The sequence below is a fragment of the Pseudomonas fluorescens genome (assembly GCF_003732425.1).
Classification (GTDB): domain Bacteria; phylum Pseudomonadota; class Gammaproteobacteria; order Pseudomonadales; family Pseudomonadaceae; genus Aquipseudomonas; species Aquipseudomonas fluorescens_BE.
Window position 1 is genome coordinate 418395 of record NZ_MOBX01000003.1, and the last position, 23647, is coordinate 442041.

21 protein-coding genes are annotated in these 23647 nt (G+C 60.9%); 5 read left to right on the plus strand and 16 right to left on the minus strand.

Translation table 11 applies throughout. The annotated features are described in order from the left end of the window. Positions 1-70 precede the first annotated feature (70 nt). From BK670_RS04650 to BK670_RS04680, 7 genes are all read right to left on the minus strand, one after another. The gene (locus BK670_RS04650; protein WP_007949952.1) at positions 71-586 is read right to left on the minus strand and encodes an Hcp family type VI secretion system effector; all 516 of its coding nucleotides are present in this window, start codon (positions 584-586) and stop codon (positions 71-73) included. A gap of 429 nt (positions 587-1015) precedes the next feature. Continuing rightward, positions 1016-2395 (minus strand): 2-oxoadipate dioxygenase/decarboxylase HglS, encoded by a 1380-nt coding sequence (gene hglS, locus BK670_RS04655; RefSeq protein ID WP_123448803.1) that lies wholly within the window; start codon positions 2393-2395, stop codon positions 1016-1018. Positions 2396-2483: 88 nt separating this feature from the next. Then, positions 2484-3704 (minus strand): glycolate oxidase subunit GlcF, encoded by a 1221-nt coding sequence (gene glcF / locus BK670_RS04660; protein WP_123448804.1) that lies wholly within the window; start codon positions 3702-3704, stop codon positions 2484-2486. A gap of 2 nt (positions 3705-3706) precedes the next feature. After that, positions 3707-4756: a glycolate oxidase subunit GlcE gene (gene glcE, locus BK670_RS04665; protein WP_123448805.1), complete on the minus strand. Its 1050-nt coding sequence runs from the start codon at positions 4754-4756 to the stop codon at positions 3707-3709. Further along, the gene (gene glcD / locus BK670_RS04670; protein ID WP_123448806.1) at positions 4756-6255 is read right to left on the minus strand and encodes a glycolate oxidase subunit GlcD; all 1500 of its coding nucleotides are present in this window, start codon (positions 6253-6255) and stop codon (positions 4756-4758) included. Before glcD ends, glcE begins: the two co-directional genes overlap by 1 nt. A gap of 178 nt (positions 6256-6433) precedes the next feature. Then, positions 6434-7360 carry an alpha/beta fold hydrolase gene (locus BK670_RS04675; RefSeq protein WP_123448807.1) on the minus strand — a complete coding sequence of 309 codons (927 nt, stop codon included), beginning with the start codon at positions 7358-7360 and terminating at the stop codon, positions 6434-6436. 21 nt (positions 7361-7381) lie between these two features. Then, positions 7382-8836 (minus strand): flavin-containing monooxygenase, encoded by a 1455-nt coding sequence (locus BK670_RS04680; protein WP_123448808.1) that lies wholly within the window; start codon positions 8834-8836, stop codon positions 7382-7384. Positions 8837-9013: 177 nt separating this feature from the next. Here BK670_RS04680 and BK670_RS04685 point away from each other — a divergent pair, with 177 nt between their 5' ends. From BK670_RS04685 to BK670_RS04695, 3 genes are all read left to right on the plus strand, one after another. Then, entirely contained in the window at positions 9014-10087 is a 1074-nt protein-coding gene (locus BK670_RS04685) for a diguanylate cyclase (RefSeq protein WP_123448809.1), read from the plus strand. Positions 10088-10298: 211 nt separating this feature from the next. Next, positions 10299-11534 (plus strand): M20/M25/M40 family metallo-hydrolase, encoded by a 1236-nt coding sequence (locus BK670_RS04690; protein ID WP_123448810.1) that lies wholly within the window; start codon positions 10299-10301, stop codon positions 11532-11534. Positions 11535-11734: 200 nt separating this feature from the next. After that, positions 11735-12037 (plus strand): hypothetical protein, encoded by a 303-nt coding sequence (locus BK670_RS04695; RefSeq protein WP_123448811.1) that lies wholly within the window; start codon positions 11735-11737, stop codon positions 12035-12037. Positions 12038-12170: 133 nt separating this feature from the next. On the opposite strand, the gene BK670_RS04700 is transcribed toward BK670_RS04695, so the two are convergent. The 8 genes from BK670_RS04700 to BK670_RS04735 form a co-directional block, all read right to left on the minus strand. Beyond that, positions 12171-13040 (minus strand): isocitrate lyase/PEP mutase family protein, encoded by an 870-nt coding sequence (locus BK670_RS04700; protein WP_007919546.1) that lies wholly within the window; start codon positions 13038-13040, stop codon positions 12171-12173. Positions 13041-13374: 334 nt separating this feature from the next. Beyond that, on the minus strand, positions 13375-14409 hold the full coding sequence (gene astA, locus BK670_RS04705) for an arginine N-succinyltransferase (protein WP_123448812.1): 1035 nt from the start codon (positions 14407-14409) through the stop codon (positions 13375-13377). A 61-nt stretch (positions 14410-14470) separates the two neighbouring features. Beyond that, the gene (locus BK670_RS04710) at positions 14471-15487 is read right to left on the minus strand and encodes an arginine N-succinyltransferase (RefSeq protein ID WP_123448813.1); all 1017 of its coding nucleotides are present in this window, start codon (positions 15485-15487) and stop codon (positions 14471-14473) included. Between the two features lie 118 nt (positions 15488-15605). Then, positions 15606-16955 (minus strand): APC family permease, encoded by a 1350-nt coding sequence (locus BK670_RS04715; RefSeq protein ID WP_123448814.1) that lies wholly within the window; start codon positions 16953-16955, stop codon positions 15606-15608. 77 nt (positions 16956-17032) lie between these two features. Next, entirely contained in the window at positions 17033-17785 is a 753-nt protein-coding gene (locus BK670_RS04720) for an N-formylglutamate amidohydrolase (RefSeq protein WP_123448815.1), read from the minus strand. Next, on the minus strand, positions 17769-19100 hold the full coding sequence (locus tag BK670_RS04725; protein ID WP_123448816.1) for a type I glutamate--ammonia ligase: 1332 nt from the start codon (positions 19098-19100) through the stop codon (positions 17769-17771). Before BK670_RS04725 ends, BK670_RS04720 begins: the two co-directional genes overlap by 17 nt. After that, positions 19097-19741 (minus strand): cysteine hydrolase family protein, encoded by a 645-nt coding sequence (locus tag BK670_RS04730; RefSeq protein ID WP_093439026.1) that lies wholly within the window; start codon positions 19739-19741, stop codon positions 19097-19099. Before BK670_RS04730 ends, BK670_RS04725 begins: the two co-directional genes overlap by 4 nt. A 2-nt stretch (positions 19742-19743) precedes the next feature. After that, on the minus strand, positions 19744-20598 hold the full coding sequence (locus BK670_RS04735; protein WP_123448817.1) for a MurR/RpiR family transcriptional regulator: 855 nt from the start codon (positions 20596-20598) through the stop codon (positions 19744-19746). A 329-nt stretch (positions 20599-20927) separates the two neighbouring features. Between BK670_RS04735 and BK670_RS04740 the strand changes: the two genes are divergently transcribed. Both BK670_RS04740 and cobF read left to right on the plus strand, forming a co-directional pair. Then, the gene (locus BK670_RS04740) at positions 20928-21482 is read left to right on the plus strand and encodes a histidine phosphatase family protein (RefSeq protein WP_123448818.1); all 555 of its coding nucleotides are present in this window, start codon (positions 20928-20930) and stop codon (positions 21480-21482) included. Beyond that, the gene (cobF, locus tag BK670_RS04745; protein WP_123448819.1) at positions 21482-22237 is read left to right on the plus strand and encodes a precorrin-6A synthase (deacetylating); all 756 of its coding nucleotides are present in this window, start codon (positions 21482-21484) and stop codon (positions 22235-22237) included. Before BK670_RS04740 ends, cobF begins: the two co-directional genes overlap by 1 nt. 221 nt (positions 22238-22458) lie before the next feature. Here cobF and BK670_RS04750 read toward each other — a convergent pair whose 3' ends face one another. Continuing rightward, a complete protein-coding gene (locus BK670_RS04750; protein ID WP_123448820.1) occupies positions 22459-23640 on the minus strand; it encodes an acetyl-CoA C-acetyltransferase in 1182 nt (393 codons plus the stop codon). Between the last annotated feature and the right edge of the window lie 7 nt (positions 23641-23647).

Sequence of the window (23647 nt, forward strand, 5' to 3'; positions counted from 1 at the left end):
CGAAATTCTGGAGGGGCGTAAACAACATCGACCAGCAGAGCTGGCCGATGCTTGTAACGATCAGCCGTAATTAAACGACTGGAGCACGCCAGTCATCGGAACCCGAAGTACCGGATACTTCGTGGGTCCAGGTGATTTTGCGGTAGGTGAACTGCACTTCTTCCAGGTGGGTGAAGTGCGCGTTGCCTGGATCCTGGCAGTTGTGCATTTTGTTGTTGATGGCGACGATGATCGCGTCTTCCAGTTTGGTGGTGTAGTAGTGCTCTTGAGTACCTTGAGCAGAAGTACGGTACCACTGGATAACGATTTCGCTCATGCGCTCGCCGGAGGTCAGAGCCGCTTGCAGCAGAGGCGAAGCCTTGTCGTAGACCTTGGTGATCACAACTGGCTTGTGAACGCGCTGACCGGTTGGCTGACCGGATTGTGGGTCACGCGGGATGATCACGTCGTGGGTGAAAGCCTGAACCATAACCTGGTCTTCGTGGCCTTCCTGGTAGGTGTTGCCTACGGAGTCAGCGGTGAAAGCGCCTGCAGTGATCAGGCCTTGTTTTTCGCCGGTAACCGACATGTACGCTGGTGTTGCCATGGGGTGCTCTCCTTGCGGAATAATTTAAGGTGCCCGGGAGGCGAAATCGCCCGGTGGGTGCCTGACTGTTATCAAGGAGCGTGCCAACAATTGTGCCGGCCATGCGGGCTGGGGTGTTCAGCCGGGTTTTTGCGCCAATGCGCGAAATAGAGCGGCCATCCAAAGCAAAAGTGCGCAAGAAGTTGCGCAGTACTGCGCAACTTCTTGCGCACTTGGCTGCAGGCCTCGTACGGCGCTGCTCTCAGCGGTTTTTTCGGTCTGCTTTGCCAATCAAGTGCGCAACTTCTTGCGCACAATGGCCAGATGCCTTCATTTGGCTAGGCGGCAGCTTAAAGCTTTTAGATCAAAAGATCGCAGCCTTCGGCAGCTCCTACATTTGGAATGCATTTCCCCTGTAGGAGCTGCCGCAGGCTGCGATCTTTTGATTTTTCAACGCGCAAGTTGTGTCAGGCACTCATCGATCGAACGCTGCTGCGTCGCGGCATACAACCCCAACTCATCAATGGTCGCGCGCGCCAGTGCCTGCTCGAAAGCCTGCCGATTGGAGTGCTCGCCGTAATGCGCCTGCGCCGCATCCCCAAGGTTTGACTGAAAAATCCCCGCTGCACTGACCGGCAGGAAATCTTCATACACCAACGGCTCAGCTTTCACATAGCCATCACGCAGCAAGTCCTCCAGAGACGACTGCCCAAGTCCTCCTGCCGCCAGGCCCTTTTCCGTGGCGAAATAACGAAAGTACGCCAATCCTTGTTCACGCATACCCTCGACACTGTCAGGAAATTCGCCAAAGTGCTGAGTCATCAGCGCGTTGTAGCGTGCGGCGTTGGCTTCGTTGGGGAAGTCGCCGAGTTCATCGCGGGCGGCATTCAGCAAACGGTCGTATAGCGCCCGGCCTTTGGGCGTAAGTGCCGCGCCGCGCTGTTCGATCTCGCCGAAACGCGCGCTGTGACTGCCACGGGTCTGGTTCTGATCGGTGAAGGCGATCGGCTCTTCCAGCGCCTTGAAACTGGTCTGGCGCAACAGGATCGGGCACTGCCGGCGCGGCGGGCCTTCGATCACGGCTTTTGGGGTGATGCCATGGGCCGGCATCTGTTCCTGCACGCTATCGATGTCCAGCGTGCGCGGCGTCAGGTGATTGATGTGCGGGCCTTTGAACGCCACTACGTCGGCGATCAAACGGTGCTGGGCACTCAACGTCTGGTATTGCGCAGCGGTAACCGTGGCGCTGTGATGCCAGCGAAAGGTTTCCAATGCCTGTAGGACGAATGCCTCGGCCTCGCTTTCATTCAATCCGCCTGCGGATTCAGCTTGCGCGATCAGGCGCAATGCTTCCGGGGTGAAGATTGATCGCTTGGCCAGCACCGATTCGGCAAAGGCGCGCAGCTGCGGATCTTCAATCAACTCCAGGCGCAACAACGAGGTGAACACCCGAAACGGGCTGACTTGCAGCGCTTGTTCATGCACCGCGCGAAACGCTGTGGAATGCACCGGCACGCCCGCCGGGGTCAGGTCGTAATAACCCACCGGTTGCATGCCCATCACCGCAAACAGACGGGCGAGGGTGGCCAGTTCGGTGGCAGTGCCGACGCGAATGGCGCCATGGCGTTCCATGTCCAGTCGTTCAATTTCGCCGGTGCTGGCGAGCTGCCGGGCGATGTCTGGCTGCCGTGCAAGCACTTCGCGGTTGGTCTGTTCCACCAGTTGCATCAGCGCGCCGTACAGCGGCACTTCTTCGCGGTACATGTCGGACATCGCTTTGGAGAAGCGTTGGCGAATCAGGTCGGGGCTGACGAAAGGCTGCACGGTCATGAAAAAAATTCCTGCCACGGTCACGGAATGGGTGAGGGAAAAGATCGCAGCCTTCTCGCACGCGGGCAAACGAAGAATCCTACGAACTTCATTCTGCCAATGACTGATCCACCAGTTCGATCCAGTGCATCACGCGCGTACGCCCGGCGCTGGCCAGATGGCTCTGACAGCCGACGTTGGAGGTGACGATCAGCTCGGGGCGACCGCTTTCCAGCGCATTGAGGCGATTGTCGCGCAGTTGCCGGGCCAGCACCGGTTGCGTCAGCGAATAGGTGCCCGCCGAGCCGCAGCACAAATGGCCGTCGGGCACGCCGGTGAGATTGAAACCGAGGCGCGTCAGCACGGCTTCCACCGCACCGCCCAGTTTCAACGCGTGCTGCAACGTGCATGGGCAATGCACGGCGATCCTGCGTTCACTGGCAGCGCAGATCTGTTCGAGCGGTTCCTGCGCGAGTATCTGCACCAGATCCACTGTGCGCTCGCTGATTTCCCGGGCTTTGGCCGCATACACCGGATCGTCTACCAGCAAATGCCCGTAATCCTTGATGAATGCGCCGCAACCGCTGGCGGTCTGCACAATCGCTTCGGCGCCGTTTTGCAGGTGCGGCCACCAGGCATCGATGTTCTGCCGGGCGCGGTCGAGGCCTTTGGCCTGGGCGTCGAGGTGATAGTCCAGTGCACCGCAACAACCGGCCTCGGCCACCGGGGTGACACTGACACCCAAGCGATCCAGTACCCGCGCCGTCGCGTCATTGGTATTCGGCGACAACCCCGGTTGCACACAGCCTTCAAGCAACAACACCTGCCGGGCATGACGCGGGGCGGGGCGCAAACCGGAAAGCGGCAGATGCTGTGGCAGTTTACTTTCCAGCATTCGCGGCAGCAGCGGACGAAACGTCGTGCCCACTCGCAGCAAGCCTTTGAACAACCCCGGATTCGGCGCCAACGCCCGCAAGCCCTCACGCAACAGGCGTTGCGCCGCCGGGCGTGGCACCGCGTGATCGACCACCGCGCGGCCGATGTCGAGCAGGTTGTGATAGTCGACGCCGGACGGGCAGGTGGTTTCGCAGTTGCGGCATGACAGGCAGCGATCCAGATGCAGTTGCGTCTGCGCCGTCGCCGGCGCGCCTTCGAGCACTTGCTTGATCAGGTAGATGCGCCCGCGCGGGCCATCAAGTTCATCGCCGAGCAACTGATAGGTCGGACAGGTCGCATTGCAGAAACCGCAGTGCACGCAGGTGCGCAGAATCTTCTCCGCCTCCGCAGCGCGGGGCAATTGTCGCGATTGTTCGCTGAGGGTGGTTTGCATGGCTAGAACTCCGCGTACATTCGCCCGGGATTAAACAGCCCTTGCGGGTCGAGTTGCGTCTTGAGTTGCCGGTGATAGCGCAGCAGTGTTGCGGGCAATGGCTGGAATGGCGACTCGCTGGCGCCATGGCTGAAGCAGGTGGCGTGGCCGCCCAGTTCCTGCGCGAGAGTGTGAATGTGCGCCGCATCAGATTTCAGCCAGCGTTGCGCGCCGGCCCAGTCGATAAACTGCTCACCGGGCAAGTCCAGTGGCCCGAGATTGTTCGGCAGTGACAGGCGCCACAACGGCCGGCCCTCATCGAAGAAACCCAGCCGTTGCTCATTCAGATCCCGCCAGAACCCTGAATCCAGCGGCTCACCACCGAGTCGTTGATGCGCCGCCGTCACCGAGCCTTCGCCGCCCTCAAGACGCAGGTACAGACTCTGGCCGTCGTGGCACGCGGCGCTGATCGGTAACGGTTGTTGACCCCACTCGGCAAGATTGGCCAGCGCCCGCGCGCACTCCATGTCGAGGCGAATGCTCAGGCATTGACGCGGTTTGGGCAGGACTTTCAGCGACACTTCGGTGAGCACGCCGAGGCAGCCGTAACTGCCGGCCATCAGCCGTGACAGGTCATAACCGGCGACGTTCTTCATCACTTCGCCGCCGAAACGCAAGTGCTGACCGAGGCCAGTGATGACCCGCGTGCCGAGGACGAAGTCGCGCACCGATCCCGACCACGGTCGTCGTGGCCCGGACAAACCCGTGGCGATCATGCCGCCGACGGTCGCGCCTTCGCCGAACGCCGGCGGCTCACACGGCAGCATTTGTCCGGCAGCATCCAGCGCCGCGAGCAGCTCGGACAGAGGCGTGCCGGCGCGCGCCGTGATCACCAGTTCGGTTGGCTCGTATCGCACAATGCCGCAGTGGGCACGGGTGTCGAGCACTTCACCAGCCACCTCGCGGCCGAGAAATGCTTTGCTGTTGCCACCCTGAATCTTCAGCGGCGTGGCATTCGCCCGGGCGTCGTTGACCTGATCGAGCAGGGCGCTGGCGGCGTCGACATCGGCCATCAGAAACGCTCCAGTTCCGGGAACGGCAATTGCCCGGCGTGAATGTGCATGGCGCCGAACTCGGCGCAGCGGTGCAGGGTCGGGATGTTCTTGCCGGGGTTGAGCAGGCCTTGCGGGTCGAACGCGGCTTTTACTGCATGGAACAGGCTCAGTTCGTCGTTGTTGAACTGTGCGCACATCTGATTGATTTTCTCGCGGCCGACACCGTGTTCACCGGTGATGCTGCCGCCAACCTGCACGCAGAGTTCGAGGATCTTGCCGCCCAAGGCTTCAGCACGGTGCAGTTCGCCCGGTTGATTGGCATCGAACAGAATCAGCGGGTGCATGTTGCCGTCGCCGGCATGGAATACGTTGGCCACGCGCAAACCGTATTCGTCGCCGAGACGGGCGATGCCTTGCAGGACACCGGGCAATTCGCGGCGCGGAATGGTGCCGTCCATGCAGTAGTAATCGGGCGACAAACGTCCGATGGCCGGGAAGGCATTTTTGCGCCCGGCCCAGAAACGCACGCGCTCGGCCTCGTCGCGGGCCTGACGCACTTCGGTGGCCCCGGCTGCGGTCATCACCTCGCGCACCCGTTGGCAATCGTCGTGGACATCCGCTTCCACGCCATCGAGTTCGCACAGCAGAATCGCCTCGGCATCGACCGGGTAACCGGCGTGGATAAAGTCTTCAGCGGCGCGAATGGCGAGGTTGTCCATCATCTCCAGGCCGCCGGGAATGATCCCCGCCGCGATGATTTCGGCGACGGCGCGGCCGGCCTTTTCCACTGAGTCGAAACTGGCCAGCAAGACTTTCGCGACCTGGGGTTTGGGCAGCAGTTTCACCGTGACTTCGGTGATGATCCCCAGCAGACCTTCGGAGCCGGTGAACAAGGCGAGCAGATCGAAACCGGCGGAGTCGAGCGCATCCGAACCCAGGGTCAGGCGCTCGCCTTCTATGGTCAGTACTTCGATTTTCAGCAAGTTGTGCACGGTCAGGCCGTATTTGAGGCAATGCACGCCGCCAGCGTTTTCGGCGACGTTGCCGCCGATCGAACAGGCGATTTGCGAGGACGGATCCGGCGCGTAATACAGGCCGAACGGCGCGGCTGCCTGGGAGATCGCCAGATTGCGCACCCCCGGCTGAACCCGCGCAGTGCGCGCGGCAGGGTCGATGTGCAGGATATGGTTGAAGCGCGCCATCACCAGCAGCAGGCCCTGTTCCAGCGGCAAGGCGCCGCCGGACAACCCGGTGCCGGCACCACGGGCAACCACCGGGACGTTTTTCTCATGGCAGAGTTTGAGCAGGGTTTGCACCTGCTCGAGTCGACGGGGCAGGGCGACCAGCATCGGCGTGGTGCGGTAGGCGGAGAGGCCGTCGCATTCGTAGGGTTTGAGTTCGTCCTCGCGCCATAAAATGTCGAGGTCCGGCACGGCGTGCTGCAGGGCCTTGAGCAACTCAGCCTTGTTGACCTGCGGCAACGGGCCGTCGAGGCGCTCGTCATAAAGAATGTTCATTTCGACCTACCGATTTCTCGCGTCTGAAATACTTCCCCGTGGCGAGGGAGCTTGCTCCCGCTGGGGCGCGAAGCGGCCCTGATCCCGCAAGCGCGATACGCCTGATTTACCGTGGTGTCTGCGTTGGGGCTGCTGCGCAACCCAGCGGGAGCAAGCTCCCTCGCCACAGGATGCATTGTCATCCTTGGGATTCCAGGAATTCGCGATACAGCCGTGCAGTATTCCCCGGCTGTTCAACCATCGGCATATGCCCGACGTGATCCCAGACATCCACACGCAGATTGGCGATGCCCTTGCTCCATACCGGTACGCTGCTGACGTCGATCAGCCGATCCTTGCGCCCCCAGAGCAACAGTGCCGGGCACTTGATGTCGGCGAGTTTCGGCTCCATCGGCGGGCTGGCGCGAAAATCGCGGAAGATCTCTTCCAGTTCATCGCGTTGTTGTTCGTAGCGCTGAGCGATGGCGTCCAATACCAGTTTGGGTACCCATGGCGGCGAGGCCATGGTCATGGCGTAAAACTGCTGGAACTCTTCCCGCGAATTGATCAGAAACGGGTTATGCCCACGCGCTAGATGGCGCTCCATGTCGCTGGCCTCGGGCGCAGTGACGCCGGCCGGATCGATCAGCGCCACCGAGGCGATCCGCTCCGGATACGTCGCCGCCAGCCACGCGGCGATGTAGCCGCCCATGGAGTTGCCGATCACATGGACTTTCTCCACGCCGCAGACATCCAGCAACTGGATCATGCGCTTGGCCTGCAGCGGGATGTCGTAGCCGCCGCCGGCCTTGAAGCCGGTTTCACCGTGGCCGGCCAGATCCGGAATGATTACTCGATACTGGCGCACGAAGTGCCGGGAGAAGCGCAGCCACAGGTTTTTGTCGGCGCTGTAACCGTGCAGCATCAGGATCGCGCTGGCCGCTTCATACGGCCCGCCTTGCCAGGTCGAGACGCTCATCTCGGCGATCGGCACTTCGATTTTGTGCAATTTGTACAACTTGGCCTCGATGGCCATGTTCAGGTCATACAGCCAATGGCCGACCGCCGGATAGCTCAACCAGCTCCAGGCCACGAAAACCGCGAGGGCGACAAACAGCAAAAGCATCGACGTCTTCCTTTTACGTGTTCAGGACAGAATGTGGTCGGCCGGTTTCAGCGCGCGGGTCAAGCGGTGATAGCTGAAACTGAAGCCGGGAAACATCGCGATCACATGACCGCTCTTGCTTTGATACCAACTGTGACAGCCGCCGGACTTCCAGACCGTGCGCTGCATTTCCCGATGAATCATCTCAGTGTAGGTACGTTCCGCTTCGGGGCGCACTTCAATGCTGCGCAGGCCTTTGGCCTGCACGGTGCGAATGCAGTCGAGGATGTAGTTCATCTGCGACTCGATGATGAACAGTGCCGAGGTGTGGCCGATGCCGGTGTTGGGGCCGGTGACGATAAACAGGTTGGGAAAGTCCGGCAGGCTGGTGCCCAGATAGGCGCGCGGGTATTGCGCCCAGACATCTTTGAGTTGCACGGCGTTTTTTCCGCTGACCGGGTAGGAAATCACCCCGTCGGTGGCGTCGTATCCGGTCGACCAGACGATCAGATCAACCTCGATATGCTGACCGTCCTGAGTGTTGATGCCGGTTTCGTCGATGGACGCGATGCCTTGCTCGCGGGTGTGCAAGGTGACGTTGGCCCGACTCAGCGCCGGGTAATAGGTGCTGGACACCAGCACCCGTTTGCAGCCGATGGTGAAGTCCGGAGTGAGTTTTTCCCGCAGCACCGGATCCGGCACCTGACGTTTGAGAAAACGCAGGGCGTGCTGCTGGACCATGTGAATCGCCGCTTTCGAATATTTGAAGGCGATGACCCGGGTTTCGAATTGCCAGTAAATCAGCCAGCGCAACAGCTTGTAGGCGGGTTTGCGGCCAAGCAGCCAGCGTTGCAACGGCCCGAACTGACGATCGGCGCGGGGCAGCACCCAATGCGGCGTGCGTTGAAACACGTGCAATTGCTCGACCTGCGGCGCAATCGCCGGAATCACTTGCACCGCACTGGCACCGCTGCCGACGATGGCCACGCGTTTACCGCGATAGTCGTAGCTGTGATCCCATTTGTTCGTATGAAAAGTCTTGCCTTGAAAGCGATCCCGGCCGGGGAAGTGCGGGATAACCGGTTGGCTCAATGGCCCGGTGGCATTGATCAGGAACTGCGTATAAAAGGTGCCTTTGCTGGCGGTGTGCACGGCCCAGCGTTTTTCAATGTCGTCCCACTCGACGCGCTCGACGTTGGCCTCCAGCTCCACGCGGTCGCGCAAACCGAACTGCTCGATGACATGCTCGGTGTAGCGCTGCAGTTCGGCCTGTCCGGCGAACATCTGCGACCAGCGGTACGGCGCGAACGACAGCGAATACAGCGGCGACGGCACGTCCACTGCGGCGCCGGGGTAGGTGTTCTGGCACCAGGTGCCGCCAAAGAAGTCCCTTCGCTCCAGCAGGCGAAAATCGTCGATCCCGGCCTTCAACAGGTTGACTGCGGCACACTGACCGCCAAAACCACTGCCGATGATCAACACTTTATAGGTGTGCATGGGCCTCCTTCTTATAGTTGTTTTTCCATTTTGCTCCTTTCATGTATAGCCAAATATTTGCACTGTGTGCGGCCCTGATGTCGCTCTATTCAGCCCGCTGGCCGGTGATGGCTATTTAACGTCTCCCTGTTAGACTCCCAACACATCCGTCCTGCGGTGTGCGTGATCGAGGTCCTTATGGGAAACACGGGAGGAAAGGGACTTTCATTAGCCAGGAGGCTTTATACGTCGCGAATCCTCGGGCTGTTGCTTGGGCTGCTGTGTGTATCCGTTGCGATGTATGCGCTGGATCCGCCGCTGTGGGTCTGGGCACTGATGCTCTTCAACGGCCTGGTCTGGCCGCACCTCGCGTTTCAATGGGCGCGTCGCGCCAGGGTTCCCTATCACGCTGAACACCGCAATCTGTTGATCGACGCCTTTTTCGGCGGTTTTTGGCTTGCCGCCATGCATTTCAATCCGCTGCCCACTGCCACGACCATTTCGATGATGGCGATGAACAATGTCGCTATCGGTGGTTCACGCTTTCTCTTGGCAGGCTCTGCGGCGCAGTTGCTCGGGGTTGGCGTCGGGCTGGTGGTGTTTGCTCCGGCATTCATTCCGCAAACCACGCCTACGCAGATGTACGCCTGTTTCCCGTTGCTGCTGCTGTACCCGTTGGCGCTGGGCTGGATCTGCTTTCGCCAGGCTTACACCCTGGGCCTGCATAAACGCGAATTGCTCGCCCTGAGCCGCACCGACAGCCTGACCGGGCTACTCAATCACGGCGCCTGGAAGGATCAACTGGAGATCGCTTTTCAGCGTTGCAAACGACAGAAGCAGGGCGCGGCGATTGCGCTGATCGACATCGATCACTTCAAGGCGATCAACGACACCTATGGCCATGTTGCGGGCGACATCGTGTTGCGCCAGTTGAGCAAGTTGCTTAAACAAAACCTGCGGGCGACCGATGTGGCCGGGCGTTATGGCGGTGATGAGTTCTGCGTGATTCTCCCGGAACTGCCGTTGTTCAACGCCGCGCAGGCCATGGAGGCATTGCGCGAGCGTTTTGCGATTCTGGGTTATGAGCAGAACCCGGCGTTGAAGGTCAGCTTGAGTATCGGCCTGGCGGCGTACGATCCGGCGCATGCCGACGCGACGCGCTGGCTCAATGATGCCGATCAGGCGTTGTACGAGGCCAAGGCGAGCGGACGTAACCGGGTGATCTGCAATTGCGATGACAAGCCCCGGCGGACGCTGCTGGATTCGGTCTGACCGCTACACCACACATCCCCTGTAGGAGCTGCCGAAGGCTGCGATCTTTTGATCTTGCTTTTGATTTAAAAAATAAAGTCAAAAGATCGCAGCCTTCGGCAGCTCCTACCGGTGTTCGGTGGTGGTCAGGGAGAGGTCGCATTCGGTGTAGAGCCGCGCGCCGATGTCGGGTACGGTTCAAGTCCCCCCGACGCGAAACAAGGATCGCTTCATGACGTGCTCATTTTCTCGCTCCCTGCTGGCCGCCAGCCTCGGCCTGTCTCTCGCCTTCTCGGCTGCCCACGCCTTCGCCGAACCGCATAAACAAGTACTCGCCGATGCCGAGCAATACCAACCAGAAGCCCTGAAATTGCTGGAGCGGCTGGTCAATATCGACTCCGGTTCCGGTTATGAACCGGGCCTCAAGCAAGTCAGCGACATCGCCATCGACGAGCTGAAAAAACTCGGCGCGACCATCGAACTGGTGCCCAACACACCGGACAAATCCAACCATGTACTCGCGACGCTGAAAGGCACCGGCAAGGCGAAAATCCTCCTGATGGCGCACATGGACACGGTGTTCAAGGAAGGTTCGGCGGCCGAGCGGCCGTTCCACATCAAGGATGGCCGCGCTTACGGTCCGGGGGTGATGGATGACAAGGGCGGCATCGTTGCCGGGATCTATGCGCTGAAAGTCCTGAAAAACCTCGACTTCAAGGACTATGCGCAAATCACCTTCCTGCTCGACGCCAGCGAAGAAACCGGTTCCGACGTCGCCACCGACCTGATCAAGAAAACCGCCAAACAGCACGACGTGACCCTCAACCTTGAGCCGGGCCGCCCGGCCGATGGCCTGGTGGTGTGGCGCAAGGGCAGTGCGACGGCGCTGGTCGAGGTCAAGGGTAAAGCCGCACACGCCGGCGTCGCCCCGGAACTGGGGCGCAATGCGGCGATGGAGGCGGCGCACCAGATTCTGCAACTGGGCAAACTCGGCGATGAGGCGAAAAAAACCACCATCAACTTCACCGTGCTCAAGGCCGGCGACCGCACCAACGTGATCCCCGATCAAGCCACGGCCAAGGCTGACGTGCGCGCGGCGGTGCCGGAGGAATTTGACCGGATCGAGAAGGACCTGGCGCGGGTGTCGCAGGACAAATTGATTCCCGAGACTGAGGTCAAGACTTCGTTGCAGCGCGGCTTGCCCCCGATGCCGCAGACGCCCGAGTCGGATCGCCTGATGGCCATGGCCCAGGGGATTTATGGCGAGATTGGCCGCAAGTTGACGGAGGAGGGCAGTGGGGGCGCGGCGGATGCCAGTCTGTCTGCCGGGGTCGGCACGCCGACGCTGGATGGCTTCGGGATTGTCGGCGGCAATATTCATACGCCGGAGGAATACGCCGAAGTGGCGAGCGTAGCGCCGCGGATTTATTTGTTGTCGCGGATGATTATGGAACTCACCAAACCCTGAGCTCACCCTGAACCGCTGAATGGAAACCTTCTGTGGCGAGGGAGCTTGCTCCCGCTGGGCTGCGCAGCAGCCCCAAAACCATTCAATCCGGTGTGTCATGCAGACCGCATGGAATGGATGTACGACTGCTGCGCAGCCGAGCGGGAGCAAGCTCCCTCGCCACAGGGAATGTGCGTTTTAAGGAAATGTAAGTGAACTCTATGACCGACCAAGTAATGCCCCGCTTCCTCCCCATCGACACCTACGACGCCGAATCCCCGGTGCTCTTCCTCAACACCCATTCTGAACTCAGCGACATGGCCGCCTGTGCGATGCACCGGTTTGTGGTTGTGCGCGATCTGGCCGACACCTTTGCCAGTCGCAACCTCAAGGGTATTTCCGATTGTGATCTGACGCGGGTGACCAGCGCGGTGCATTTGTTGATGCGCGAGGGCTGTGCGATGCTGAATGTGATTCAGGCGCGGGCGCTGCAGCGGGAGGAGGCTTACAAGACGCCGGTTTAGCTGTGTAGCGGCTGTTGCTATCGCGAGCAGGCTCACTCCTACAGTAGATCTTCAGTGCACACAGTATGTGTGTTCAACACTGATCAATTGTAGGAGTGAGCCTGCTCGCGATGGCGTCAGCCCGGCCAACACATCACTCCTTGACGCTCATGTATTCCTTGGCCCAGAGAATGTATTCCTCCGGCTGGGTGTAGGTGTGCGTCAGTTCAGTCGCGCTCAGATCGGAGGCCTGGGTAAAGATCTGCCGCTGCTCGCGCAGGCTGTCGTAGGTCGCTTTGATCGCCGCAAAGTAAGCGCCATGGCCATCGATGGTCACGCGTACACCGAGTTCGGCCAGGCGTTTGTCGTCGCGCAGTGCCGGGTTGCCGTAAGTCACCAGCATCAGCGGCACGGTCAGGTGTTCGGCGATTTGCTCGAGCTGATCGAAATCCTGAATGCCGACCATGCAAATGCCGTCAGCCCCGGCCGCTTGGTACTGGCGAGTGCGGCTGATGATTTCCTGATTCGGCAAAATACCGGCATTGGTACGGGCGATGATCGCCATTTCCGTATCAACCCGGGCTTCCAGCGCCGCGCGGATCTTGCCGACGCCTTCTGCAACGGTGATCAGGTCGGTGGATTTGCGGCCGAATTGCGCCGGCAGCAAGGTGTCTTCGATGGTCAGGGCGGCGACGCCGGCGCGTTCCAGTTCGACGATAGTGCGCATCACGTTGAGGGCGTTGCCGTAGCCGTGATCGGCGTCGGCGATCACCGGCAATTGAGCGACGCGGCCGATGCGGGTGGCCTGTTCGGCGAATTCGCTGAGGGTGATCAGGGCAAAGTCCGGGGCGCCGAGCACCTGCAGTGAGGCCACGGAACCACCGAGGATCCCCACTTCAAAACCCAGGTCTGCGGCAATGCGCGCGGACATCGGATCGAACACCGAAGCCGTGTGGTAGCAGGTGTCGGAGGCCAGCAGTTGACGGAAGTTACGGCGCAAATCTTGATGGGAAAGCCGGGTCATACAAGTTCCACCAATACAAAGGAATGGAAAGGCTTGAACAAAGGTGTCAACGCCGAAGAATGAAAAGGCTATCACGCGAATGGGTCAAGGATCATGACGAATTTGCAAGGCGGGTGTTTGCCGATGAACCTTAAGCTGAAAGGATTCATCTTTTCCAGACGAGTTTCCTGTGGCGAGGGAGCTTGCTCCCGCTGGGCTGCGGAGCGGCCCCAAATACTGACAATGATTATTCCCTAATGACTGCGACCATCGCGATTGCGGTTGCTTTGCAACCTTGCGGGAGCAAGCTCCCTCGCCACAGGGATCGCGCTGCCCTGCGAGGCCGGACCGGCAATCAGGCCGCCACCGCCTGATGCTGTTGATTGGGCAACATCGCCGCACGCACCGAATTGCCCGGTTGCAGTTGCAGGCGCTTGGCGGTGAGGCGGTCGATCACCAGGCTGCTGCCGACCCGGCGGGCGCGGGCGACGGTGATGCGGCAGTTTTCCAGGCGCCGGTTGTGAATCAGCCACAGCGGCGCCTGTTCGTCCGGGCTGCCGAGGCTCAAAGTCAGTTCGACGCTCTCGCGCACGGTGCGGATGGAGCGCACCGGCGCTTCGATCACCGGGCCGCCGTCGAAGATGTCGATGTAGCCTTTGTGGGAGAAACCTTCGGCCTGAAGGATTTTCAGCGCCGACTCGGTATTCGGGTGCGCTTGGCCAATCGCCGCCTGGGCCTGTTCCGTCAGCAGGCAGGTGTACAGCGGCTGGCGCGGCATCAGTTCGGCAATGAACGATTTGTTGCCAAGTCCCGATAAGTGGTCGGCATGACTGAAGTCCATTTGAAAGAAATGCCGGCCCAGACTGTCCCAGAACGGTGAACAACCGTGCTCATCGGCACTGCCGCGCAGTTCGGCAATCAGCTTCTCGCCGAACAGGTGCGGAAACTCGGCAACGAACAGCAAACGCCCCAGCGACAGCAGGCGACCGTTGCTGCCGTGGCGGTGATCATGGCCGAGAAACAGTGAGCACAGCTCCGATTGGCCGGTCAGTTCGTTGTTGAGAAACAGCGTCGGGATCTGCCGTTGAATGCCCAGATCCGGCGCCGAACTCACCGTCAACCCGACCCGATAGTTGTACCAGGGCTCGCGCAGGCCGACCGCCCCGGCCAGTGCGCTGACGCCGACTACGCGCATGTCGTCGTCTTCGAGCACAAACAAGTAGTCAGCGTCGGCCCGTTCCACCTGTTCGGCGAACGCCCGCTGCGCCCAGCGGACCCGGTGGGACAGGCGTTCTTCGTTGGCCGGCAGGGTGGTGAACCCCGGGCCGGCCTGTTGCACCAGCGCCATCAAGGCTGGCAGGTCGCTGACATTGACCGGGCGGACAATCATGCTGTAACTCCTTCTGCGCGCCTGTTCGGGCACTGTCGTTGGCTGCGGAACCGGGTGCGTTTCACAGGGCAATCAGCCGGATCGGGCTGCCATCGGTCACGTTCAGCGCCGCACACATCGCAGGGGTGAGGGACAGCGGTTGATCGGCCTGGTAATCGAGTTCGGCCATGATTGCCCGGAAGCCGTGCAGCGCGTCGTTACTCAGCAGATAACGGCCACGGGCATCGATCCGGGGTTGTTGCTGCACCGTTGCAGTCTGGCTGCGCGCGATCGAACGAATGTTGCTGGTGCGTGCATACAGGGTCGGGCCCGCGTCGAACAGGTCGATGTAGCTGTTGGTTTCGAAACCTTCGCGCTCGAGAATGTCGAACGCTTCCTGACCGTCCGGGTGAATGCGACCGATGCAGTCTTGCGCCGCTTGCGGCAGCATCGGCACGTAGATCGGGTATTGCGGCATCAGTTCGGCGAGGAACGTGCGGCTCTGCAGCCCGCACAGCCGTTCGGCTTCCGCGTAGGGCAGATCGAAGAAGTGTTTGCCCAGCGCATCCCAGAACGGCGAATGACCTGCCTCGTCGCTGTAGCCAACGATCTCGGTAATCACCGCCTCGGCAAAGCGTGGCGCATGGGCGGCGATGAACAACAGGCGCGCGCGGGACAACAATTCGGAAAACGGCGTACGCACCCGTTCGGCATCGATGTGAAAACCACGCAACAGTGTGTGGCCACTGAGATCGTGGCACAGCGACAGTGCCGGCACGCCGTGTTCAATGTTCAGTTCACGTGACGCACTAGTGAAATGGCGGTTGCGCAGGCTGTAGAACGGCTCGTCGAAGCCGGCCGTCGCCAGAATTTCCGAGCAACCGACCAGCCGTTGGCTGTCCAGATCTTCCAGCACGAAGAAGTAGTTCTCCGGGCCGTTAGCCTGTGCCGCGCTGGCGAACGAGGCGCACGAACCGGCGATTTTCGCGTGCAGGCGCTCGCTGTCGTCCGGCAGGGAGGTGACGCCCACCAGACTGTCGCGGGCCAATTGCTGTAGCTGGGGCAGGTCAGTCTGTTCGACTGGGCGTAAGACCAGCATGGATGTACTCCTGTATCAAAAGGTTCGGCGATGTCGCCGAACCTGACTATCACTGTCGGTTTCCACGCGATAAATCGGCGGTTGCCTGATTTGTTGTCAGACTCCGCTCATTTTCTTGTCAGCCGTTGCTCGGGTCAGGCAGCGCGGTGCTGGCGCCGAGTTTGTTGAGGAAAAACAGGTACACCAGGCCCAGAGCAATCCAGATCAGGCCGAGTTTCTGCGCATCGACGCCCATGTTGTACATGATGGCCGCGACGATGATGAAGCCGATCACCGGACAGATCAGGTGACGCACGACCTGGCCGGACTTCTGCCGACGCCAGTAGTAGTTGATCACTGTCAGGTGCAGCAGCATGAAACCGCTGAGTGCGCCGAAGTTGACCAGCGAGGTCAGGGTGTCGACCGAGTTGATGAACAGGTAGCAGATCACCAGCGACAGCACCGCCACCAGATAAATGCTCAGATACGGCGTGTTGTGTTTCGGATGCACCTTGGCCAGCACTTTCGGCAGCTTGCCGTCGCGGGCCATGCCGAACAGCAGACGCGACACCGCCGCTTGCGAAGTGATTGCCACGGCCACGCCCCAGGCCAGCGCCGTCGCGACAGCGGTCAGGGTTGCCAGCCAGCTGCCGGCGGCGATTTCAGCGATTTCATAGAACGCGGTGTCGGCGGATTTGAAACCCATGCCGGCCGCCAGATCAGTGGCGATCCAGGTTTGCGCAACAAAAATCACCCCCATGACTACCAAGGTGATCAACGCAGCTTTGCCGACGCTTTTGCCCGGATCGCCTTTGATTTCCTCGGCGAGCGTCGAGATGGCGTCGAAGCCGAGGAACGACAGCACCGCAATCGACACCGCTTGCATCAGCAGGGCGAAGTTGAAGGTTTCCGGGTGATACAGCGGCGCCAGGGTCAGCTCACCGTTACCGCCACCGTTGTGCAGGGCATTCCAGGCGTAGAACAGGAAAACTCCCAGCACCACCAGTTGGGCGAGCAGGAAGATGAGGTTCATCCGAGCGGTGAAGGTGATGCCGCGCAGGTTGACGAAGGTCGCGCTGACCAGGAACGCCAGAATGAAGCCGACTTTCGGGATATCAGGGTACAAATGATTGAGCGCCATCGCCGCGTAAACGTAAAGCAGCGGCGGGATCAGCAGGTAATCGAGCAGCATCAGCCAGCCGGCGATGAAACCGACATGCTGATTGAGGCCGCGTTGCGCGTAGGAATACACCGAGCCTGCAATCGGAAAGGCCTTGGCCATGCTGCCGTAGCTCAGCGCGGTGAACAGCATCGCTACCATGCCGATGATGTAAGCCAGCGGCACCATCCCCGGGGCCTCGGCGTTGACATAGCCATACACACCGAACGGGGCGATGGGGATCATGAAGATCATCCCGTACACCACCAGATCGGTCAGCGTCAGGCTACGTTTCAACTCTTGCTTGTAGCCGAATTCTTCAATTTCCATGAAGCGCAACTCCTTGTCAGCCAGTCGGTCGTTTTAGTTGTTATCGGTCCATCGTTTACAGCGTTAGCAGTCTTTCATTACAGCAATGGCGCGAGGTATCCGGCCCAGCGCGATACGGCTTCGGGGCTGCGCAGCAAGTCGTTGCGCACCTCGATCAGCACCGAGTCGAGGCCACGGGCATCGCCGTGCACCGGCACGGTCATGTCACCCAGCGGATCTATTCTGTATGGCTGATTGCCGGCCACTTTCAGCGGATGCTCGCCGAGGCCGTCGAGCAGGCGTTGCGCGTAGGCCTTGGCCTGACCGAACAACACGCCGGCTTCCAGCGGCCGCGGCTGGCCGTAATACACCGGGGTGAAACTGTGAATCCCCACTACGCGCACCGTTTGGCCCTGTGCCACACGCTCGTCGATCAACGTTTGCAAGCGCGCGTGAAACGGCTTGAACAAGGTCTGCCGGCGGTACTCGCGGGTGGCTTCGTCCAGCTCGCGGTTGCCCGGCACCTGATAGATTTCGCTCTGCGCCGGAATGCTGTCCGGGGCGTGGCGTGGCCGGTTCAGATCGATCAGCAGGCGCGAGTAATTGGCGCTCAACAGCGTTGCGCCGAGCCTTTCCGATAGCTGTTCAGCCAATTGCAGCGCCCCTATGTCCCAGGCGATGTGTTCAGCAGCAGCGGCCTCGTCCAGGCCCAGATTGTTCAGGGCTTCGGGGATGTAGCGGCTGGCGTGTTCGCACACCAGAATCAACGGGTGCGTCGAGTCGGCGCGGCTCAAGTTGTAGGCCGGTCGGGTGTACAACCCCAGCTCGGTGGGTTCAGTACAGGCGTGCATAGTGCTCACACAAGTCAGCGGGCGAGAGCTGTTCCGTCAGCGCCAGTTCCTCGGTTTTAAGGGCGTAGTAGGTGTCGAGCAGCGGCTTGGGCAGCCATTCGGTGAAGGTGCCACTGTTGCGCAGGCAATCCAGGGCCTGGGCCAGCGAGGCGGGCAGGGCGACGATGCCCCGGGCCTTGCGTTGCTCGTCGTTGAGTGAATCGGGAATCTCATCGGTGATCGCGTTCAGCGCCAGGCGCTGTTCGATCCCCAGCCTTCCGGCGATCAGCAACGCGGCCATGGCCAGATGCGGCGAGGCGGTGGCGTCCATGGCGCGGAATTCGAGGTTGAACTGGTTGGCCACGGATTTGCCGCCGAGGGTCACGGTCGGGCAGATGCGCAGCGCCGCCTCGCGGTTCTGCTGGCCCAGACAGGCGTAGGACGCGCTCCAGTGATGCGGTTGCAAGCGCTCGTACGACACTGGCGTCGGCGCGGTGAACGCGCAGAGTGCCGGCAAGTAATGCAGGATCCCCGCCGCCCAGTGCTGGCCGAGGCTCGACAGACCGTTGCTGGTGCCAGCGTCGTAAAGCATCGGCTGGCCGGCCAGATCGAGCAGGCTGACGTGTAGATGCACGCCGTTGCACACCGCGTCGGCGGCGGTTTTCGGTGCAAAGCTCAGATCCACACCCATTTGCCGGGCGATCTCGCGGCTGATCTCACGCACGTTGACGGCGCGATCGGCCGCCGCCACGCCGAGCGTCGGGCGGCAGGTGATTTCGTATTGGTGCTTGCCGTATTCCGGCAGAAACATTTCCGGCTCGACACCGCCGGCGCGCAGGGCGCTGAGCAGCCAGCCGCCGAACTCGGCACCCTGACGCTGGGCTTCGAGGGAAAACGCCAGATGCTCGGCGAAACCGGCGTGCAGGTTGAATTCGTGTTCGAACGCGGCGTTAACCTGCAAACCCAGTTCATCGCGATAACGCTCGATTTCATCACGCAGTAGCGTGCGCGGGCAGGCGCCCCACGGGCGGCCATCGGTTTCGCGGATATCGCCGTGGATGTAATCAAGCGCTGGTGCGTCGGCGTCCGGGCCGTTGCCGACAGTGACGCGGCTGCCCAGATCGGGAATCAGCCGCAGGTCGCCATACGCGCCCCACGGATTGGTCGAAGCAATGATGTCCTGCGGCGTCAACGCGCTGTTGGCCGGCACCCAGCCGCAACCAGCAGCCTGATAATGCTCAAGCTCATCGGTGGGAAACGAGCGGCCCCGGGTGATGCCGATCAGGTCGGTGGTGACCAGCGTGGTCATCGGCAGCGGTGTCAGGCGGGCGCTCATGGCTGCATCTCTTGCAGGCGGGCGAGCACGGTGTCGGTGTCGGTGATCCAGCAGTAACCTTTGATCGCATTCAGACAGGCGTGATGGCGTTCGGCGCTGTAGGTGGCGCAGGCATCTTCGACCAGGGTGACCAGATAGCCGCGATCGGCGGCATCGCGCACGGCCATGTCCACGCACTGGTCGGTGACGATGCCGGCGATGATCAAGTGACGGGTTCCGAGGTTGCGCAGCACGTAATCGATGTTGGTCGAGTTGAACACTCCGGACGAAGTCTTCGGCAGGACGATTTCGTTTTCTACAGGGCTCAGGTCTTCAATGATCCGCGCCTGCGCGCTGCCTTTGGGCAGGTGCATGTCCGAGAGTTTGTGGTCGAGCGAGCGGTCGCGACCATCCGCGGTGAGGCTTTCGATAATGGTGTGCAGCACGTTTTGCCGCGCCTCGCGAAAAGCGCTGAGCAAACGACGTTGGTTGGGCACCACCTGCATGTGTGCACGGGTCAGGAAATACTCGGCGTCAGGCCCGTTGAGGTGCGCGTCGAACTGCGGTTCGAGCCAGGCACGCTGCATGTCCACCAGCAACAGTGCGGTGTGATCGGTAACAAACGGCAGGTCCCGCGGCGAGCGGTGGGGAAGGCTGAACATCCTTATTTATCCTCCAGCAGGTGGGTGTTGAAGTCATTGCGCAGGGCATCGATGCCTTCCAGGCGATCGGCGAGGTTTTCGGTGCGCAAGGTCAGGCAGGCGATCAATGCTTCGACCTGCGCCAGCGCCGGGACCATGGTGTCGAACGGCGAGGCCGACTCCACCGGGGCGCTGATGATCAGGTCGGCCAGCTCGCGCAGCGGCGAGGCATAGATATCGGTAAACAGCACCACGCGTGCGTTGTTGTTTTTTGCCGCGCTGGCGACCCGCAAGGCCTGGGTCTGGTAGCGGCGATAGTCGAACAACAGCACAACATCCTGACGCTGCAGATCGAACAGGCGATCAGGCAATTGCGCGTTGTCTTCCAAAGCGAAGCAACCGGGGCGCAACAGACGCAGGTGATTGAGCAGGTAAGTGGCCATCAGACTGCTGAAGCGCCCGCCAAAGCAGTACACCTGATGCCGGGCGTCGAGCAGCCAGTCGGTGAGAATGCGCACGTCTTCGGGTTGGGTCAGCGATTGGGTTTCGACCAGCAGGCGATGGCTGTCGCACAGATAGTGGCTCCAGGCGTCGTCCTTGTGCTGATGGGCGCGCGGTTGCAACAGCGTGCGCGGCGAGCGCAGGCGGTGGTCCATGTCACTGAGCAGGGCGTCCTGGAATTCGGCATAACCGCCGAAACCGAGTTTTTTCACCAGCCGCACAATGGTCGGATCGCTGACGCCGGCATGTTCGGCCAGGCGCGCCATCGGCCCCAGACCGTTGCGTGGGTACTGATCAAGCAAGGCGCGAACGACTTTGCGCTCCGACGGCGTAAGATCCAGGCCGGGATCGGTGATCAGGTCTCTGAGAGGGGGCATCCGGGCTCCTGCTGGATGAGGGTGTTGAATTCGCTTCATAATCCGTTAAAACAGTATTTATGTAACTGATGTTACATGTCTAGTGAATTTTTCAGTGTGTTGAAAAGGCCCCCAAAAAGGGCGAGATGCCCGTTTAACAAGGGCTACACGGAGTTCGACAAGGCTTGTAGTCCATCGCCCTCGTTAGTGTCAGAGATTGCCGTATTTCCGCTTTTGTCCGCGCTTGCCGAGGCCATCCAGCAGCCCTGAAGTCCTCGGTTTACGGCACAATTGCCGAAAGAACGGCCTGGCGCCGTTGATTTTCATGCAGGCCCACCGGAGTGATCCCTGTGCAGACCATTCGTTTGACATTGATATGCCACGCGCGAACCGTCGCACAGAAACTGGCGTGTTTTCCTACGAATGAGCCTGTTGAAAATAGCGAGCTGGCGTCGGGTGCATTGGCCGAGCGGTTCGCCGCTGCGAGGCGATTGATTTGCGCGCCGGAGTTGCGCACGCGCCAGACAGCGGCGTGGTTCGGTGCGGATGCACAGATTGATGAGGCGCTGCGCGATTGTGACTGGGGACGCTGGCACGGCCTGTCGATCAAAGCCCTGCAAGCCTCGGAAGACGCCGCGCTGCAAAGTTGGCTGGAAGATCCCCATGCCGCTCCCCATGGCGGTGAGTCGGTGGCGCAATTGTGTGAGCGCGTGGCGATTTGGCTGGCCAGCCTGCAAGGTACACCGGGATATGTGGTGGCGGTGACGCATCCGTTTGTCATCCGCGCCGCGCTGACCCACGTGATGCGCGGTTCGGCGTTTCATGACATTGATGTCGAACCGTTGTCGCTGCTCGAACTGCGCTTCACCGGGCGCTGGCGCCTGTGTCTTAAAGGAGCTTGGTGATGAAACAACTGCTGGTGATCGGCATCGGTGCCGGCAATCCCGACTACATCACAATGCAGGCGGTGAAGGCGCTGAATCGGGTCGACGTGTTCTTTCTGATGGATAAAGGCCAGAGCAAGGACAAGCTGATCGATTTGCGCCGCGAGATTTGTGAGCGCTACATCGACGACCCTGACTATCGCTTCGTCGAAGCCCACAGCCCGGAGCGCGAACGCGGCGATGTCGACTACACCGCCAGTGTCGATGAACTGAACCGCGCCAAGCAGCAGACCTTCGAGCGACTGATCAATGAGCAATTGTCTGACGGCCAGTGCGGCGGTTTCCTGGTGTGGGGCGACCCGGCGTTGTACGACAGCACCGTGCGCATCCTTCAGGCGATTCTGGCCTCGGGCGCGTGTGCCTTCGAGTTTGAGGTGATCCCGGGGATCACCAGCGTTCAGGCGTTGGCAGCGCAGCACAAGGTGCCGTTGAACAGCATCGGTCGCTCCATCGAAATCACCACCGGTCGGCGTTTGGCGGCGGGGCAGGTGAGTGATGCGGACAGTCTGGTGGTGATGCTCGATGCCGAGGATTCGTATCAGCGGGTGGTCGATCAGCAGACTCAGATTTATTGGGGCGCCTATCTGGGCACGCCGGACGAGATTTTGATCAGTGGCAGGCTTGCAGATGTTGCCGATGAGATCGAGCGCGTGCGTAAGGCTGCGCGGGCGGAGCATGGGTGGATCATGGATACGTATTTGTTGCGCAAGCCTTAGATTTTCGCTGGCTGGGCTGGCCCCTTCGCGAGCAGGCTCGCTCCCACAGGGGGACTGCATTTCAAAATGTGGGAGCGAGCCTGCTCGCGAAGGGGTCGGAACATTCAACGCACATTTTAAACAGGCAAAAAAACACCCGGTGCAACGCAAGTCGCACCGGGTTTTTGTTGCCAGAAAACAGCGGATGTCGTGGATCCGCCGCTCTCCGTTGAACCCTTGTTTTAAACGCGTTCCAGCGCCAGCGCCACACCCTGACCGCCGCCGATGCACAGGGTCGCCAGACCCTTTTTCGCATCACGCTTGATCATTTCATGCAGCAGGGTCACCAGCACGCGGCACCCCGATGCACCGATCGGGTGGCCCAACGCGATGGCGCCGCCGTTGACGTTGACCTTGTCCATATCCCATTGCAGATCCTTGGCCACCGCCAAGGATTGTGCGGCGAACGCTTCGTTGGCTTCGATCAGGTCGAGCTGGCCGATGTTCCAGCCAGCCTTGTCGAGGCAACGGCGGGTCGCCGACACCGGGCCGATGCCCATGATCGCCGGATCAACACCGGCGTTGGCGTAGGCAGCGATTTTCGCCAGTACGGGCAGGCCGAGGGATTTGGCTTTTTCTGCGCTCATCAGAATCACGGCGGCGGCGCCGTCGTTCAGCGACGAAGCATTGCCAGCGGTGACGCTGCCGTCCTTTTTGAAGGCAGGACGCAGTTTTGCCAGGGATTCGGCGGTGGTGTCACCGCGTGGCTGTTCGTCGACCTTGAACGCTACCGGATCGCCTTTGCGCTGCGGGATCAGGATCGGCGTGATCTCATCGACAAAGCGACCGGCCTCAATCGCGGCGGCGGCTTTCTGCTGAGAAGCGGCGGCGAAAGCATCTTGCTGCTCACGGCTGATCTCGTATTTGTCGACCAGATTTTCGGCGGTGATGCCCATGTGGTAATCGTTGAACGCATCCCACAGGCCATCGCTGATCATGGTGTCGACGATTTGCGCGTGGCCCATGCGCAGGCCGGTGCGTGCGCCCGGCATAACGTAGTTGGACAGGCTCATGTTTTCCTGGCCGCCGGCGATGATCACGTCAGCGTCGCCGCAACGGATCGCCTGCGCGCCCAGATGCAGGGCTTTGAGGCCCGAGCCGCAGACCTTGTTCAGGGTCATCGCCGGCACGGCGTGGGGCAGGCCAGCTTTGATGGCGGCCTGACGCGCCGGGTTCTGGCCGGCGCCGGCGGTCAACACCTGGCCCATGATCACTTCATCGACCTGCGCACCGTCCAGGCCGCTCTGCTGAAGCAACTGGCGGATCACCGCCGCACCCAGATCCACCGCGGTCACGCTGGCCAGGGAACCCTGGAAACTGCCGATCGCGGTACGCGTGGCGGCAACAATTACGACGTCTTGCATTTTCGAA

Bases quoted from the DNA above. Each gene is read 5' to 3' on its own strand.
- glcE (WP_123448805.1), bottom strand. From the start codon at position 4,756: ATGGCCGATGTCGACGCCGCCAGCGCCCTGCTCGATCAGGTCAACGAC.
- BK670_RS04715 (WP_123448814.1), bottom strand. From the start codon at position 16,955: ATGGAAATTGAAGAATTCGGCTACAAGCAAGAGTTGAAACGTAGCCTG.
- BK670_RS04700 (WP_007919546.1), bottom strand. From the start codon at position 13,040: ATGACCCGGCTTTCCCATCAAGATTTGCGCCGTAACTTCCGTCAACTG.
- BK670_RS04725 (WP_123448816.1), bottom strand. From the start codon at position 19,100: ATGAGCGCCCGCCTGACACCGCTGCCGATGACCACGCTGGTCACCACC.
- astA (WP_123448812.1), bottom strand. From the start codon at position 14,409: ATGATTGTCCGCCCGGTCAATGTCAGCGACCTGCCAGCCTTGATGGCG.
- BK670_RS04710 (WP_123448813.1), bottom strand. From the start codon at position 15,487: ATGCTGGTCTTACGCCCAGTCGAACAGACTGACCTGCCCCAGCTACAG.
- BK670_RS04750 (WP_123448820.1), bottom strand. From the start codon at position 23,640: ATGCAAGACGTCGTAATTGTTGCCGCCACGCGTACCGCGATCGGCAGT.
- BK670_RS04680 (WP_123448808.1), bottom strand. From the start codon at position 8,836: ATGCACACCTATAAAGTGTTGATCATCGGCAGTGGTTTTGGCGGTCAG.
- hglS (WP_123448803.1), bottom strand. From the start codon at position 2,395: ATGACCGTGCAGCCTTTCGTCAGCCCCGACCTGATTCGCCAACGCTTC.
- cobF (WP_123448819.1), top strand. From the start codon at position 21,482: ATGAAACAACTGCTGGTGATCGGCATCGGTGCCGGCAATCCCGACTAC.
- BK670_RS04730 (WP_093439026.1), bottom strand. From the start codon at position 19,741: ATGTTCAGCCTTCCCCACCGCTCGCCGCGGGACCTGCCGTTTGTTACC.
- BK670_RS04675 (WP_123448807.1), bottom strand. From the start codon at position 7,360: ATGCTTTTGCTGTTTGTCGCCCTCGCGGTTTTCGTGGCCTGGAGCTGG.
- BK670_RS04720 (WP_123448815.1), bottom strand. From the start codon at position 17,785: ATGCACGCCTGTACTGAACCCACCGAGCTGGGGTTGTACACCCGACCG.
- glcD (WP_123448806.1), bottom strand. From the start codon at position 6,255: ATGAACATTCTTTATGACGAGCGCCTCGACGGCCCGTTGCCGCAGGTC.
- BK670_RS04650 (WP_007949952.1), bottom strand. From the start codon at position 586: ATGGCAACACCAGCGTACATGTCGGTTACCGGCGAAAAACAAGGCCTG.
- BK670_RS04690 (WP_123448810.1), top strand. From the start codon at position 10,299: ATGACGTGCTCATTTTCTCGCTCCCTGCTGGCCGCCAGCCTCGGCCTG.
- glcF (WP_123448804.1), bottom strand. From the start codon at position 3,704: ATGCAAACCACCCTCAGCGAACAATCGCGACAATTGCCCCGCGCTGCG.
- BK670_RS04695 (WP_123448811.1), top strand. From the start codon at position 11,735: ATGACCGACCAAGTAATGCCCCGCTTCCTCCCCATCGACACCTACGAC.
- BK670_RS04685 (WP_123448809.1), top strand. From the start codon at position 9,014: ATGGGAAACACGGGAGGAAAGGGACTTTCATTAGCCAGGAGGCTTTAT.
- BK670_RS04735 (WP_123448817.1), bottom strand. From the start codon at position 20,598: ATGCCCCCTCTCAGAGACCTGATCACCGATCCCGGCCTGGATCTTACG.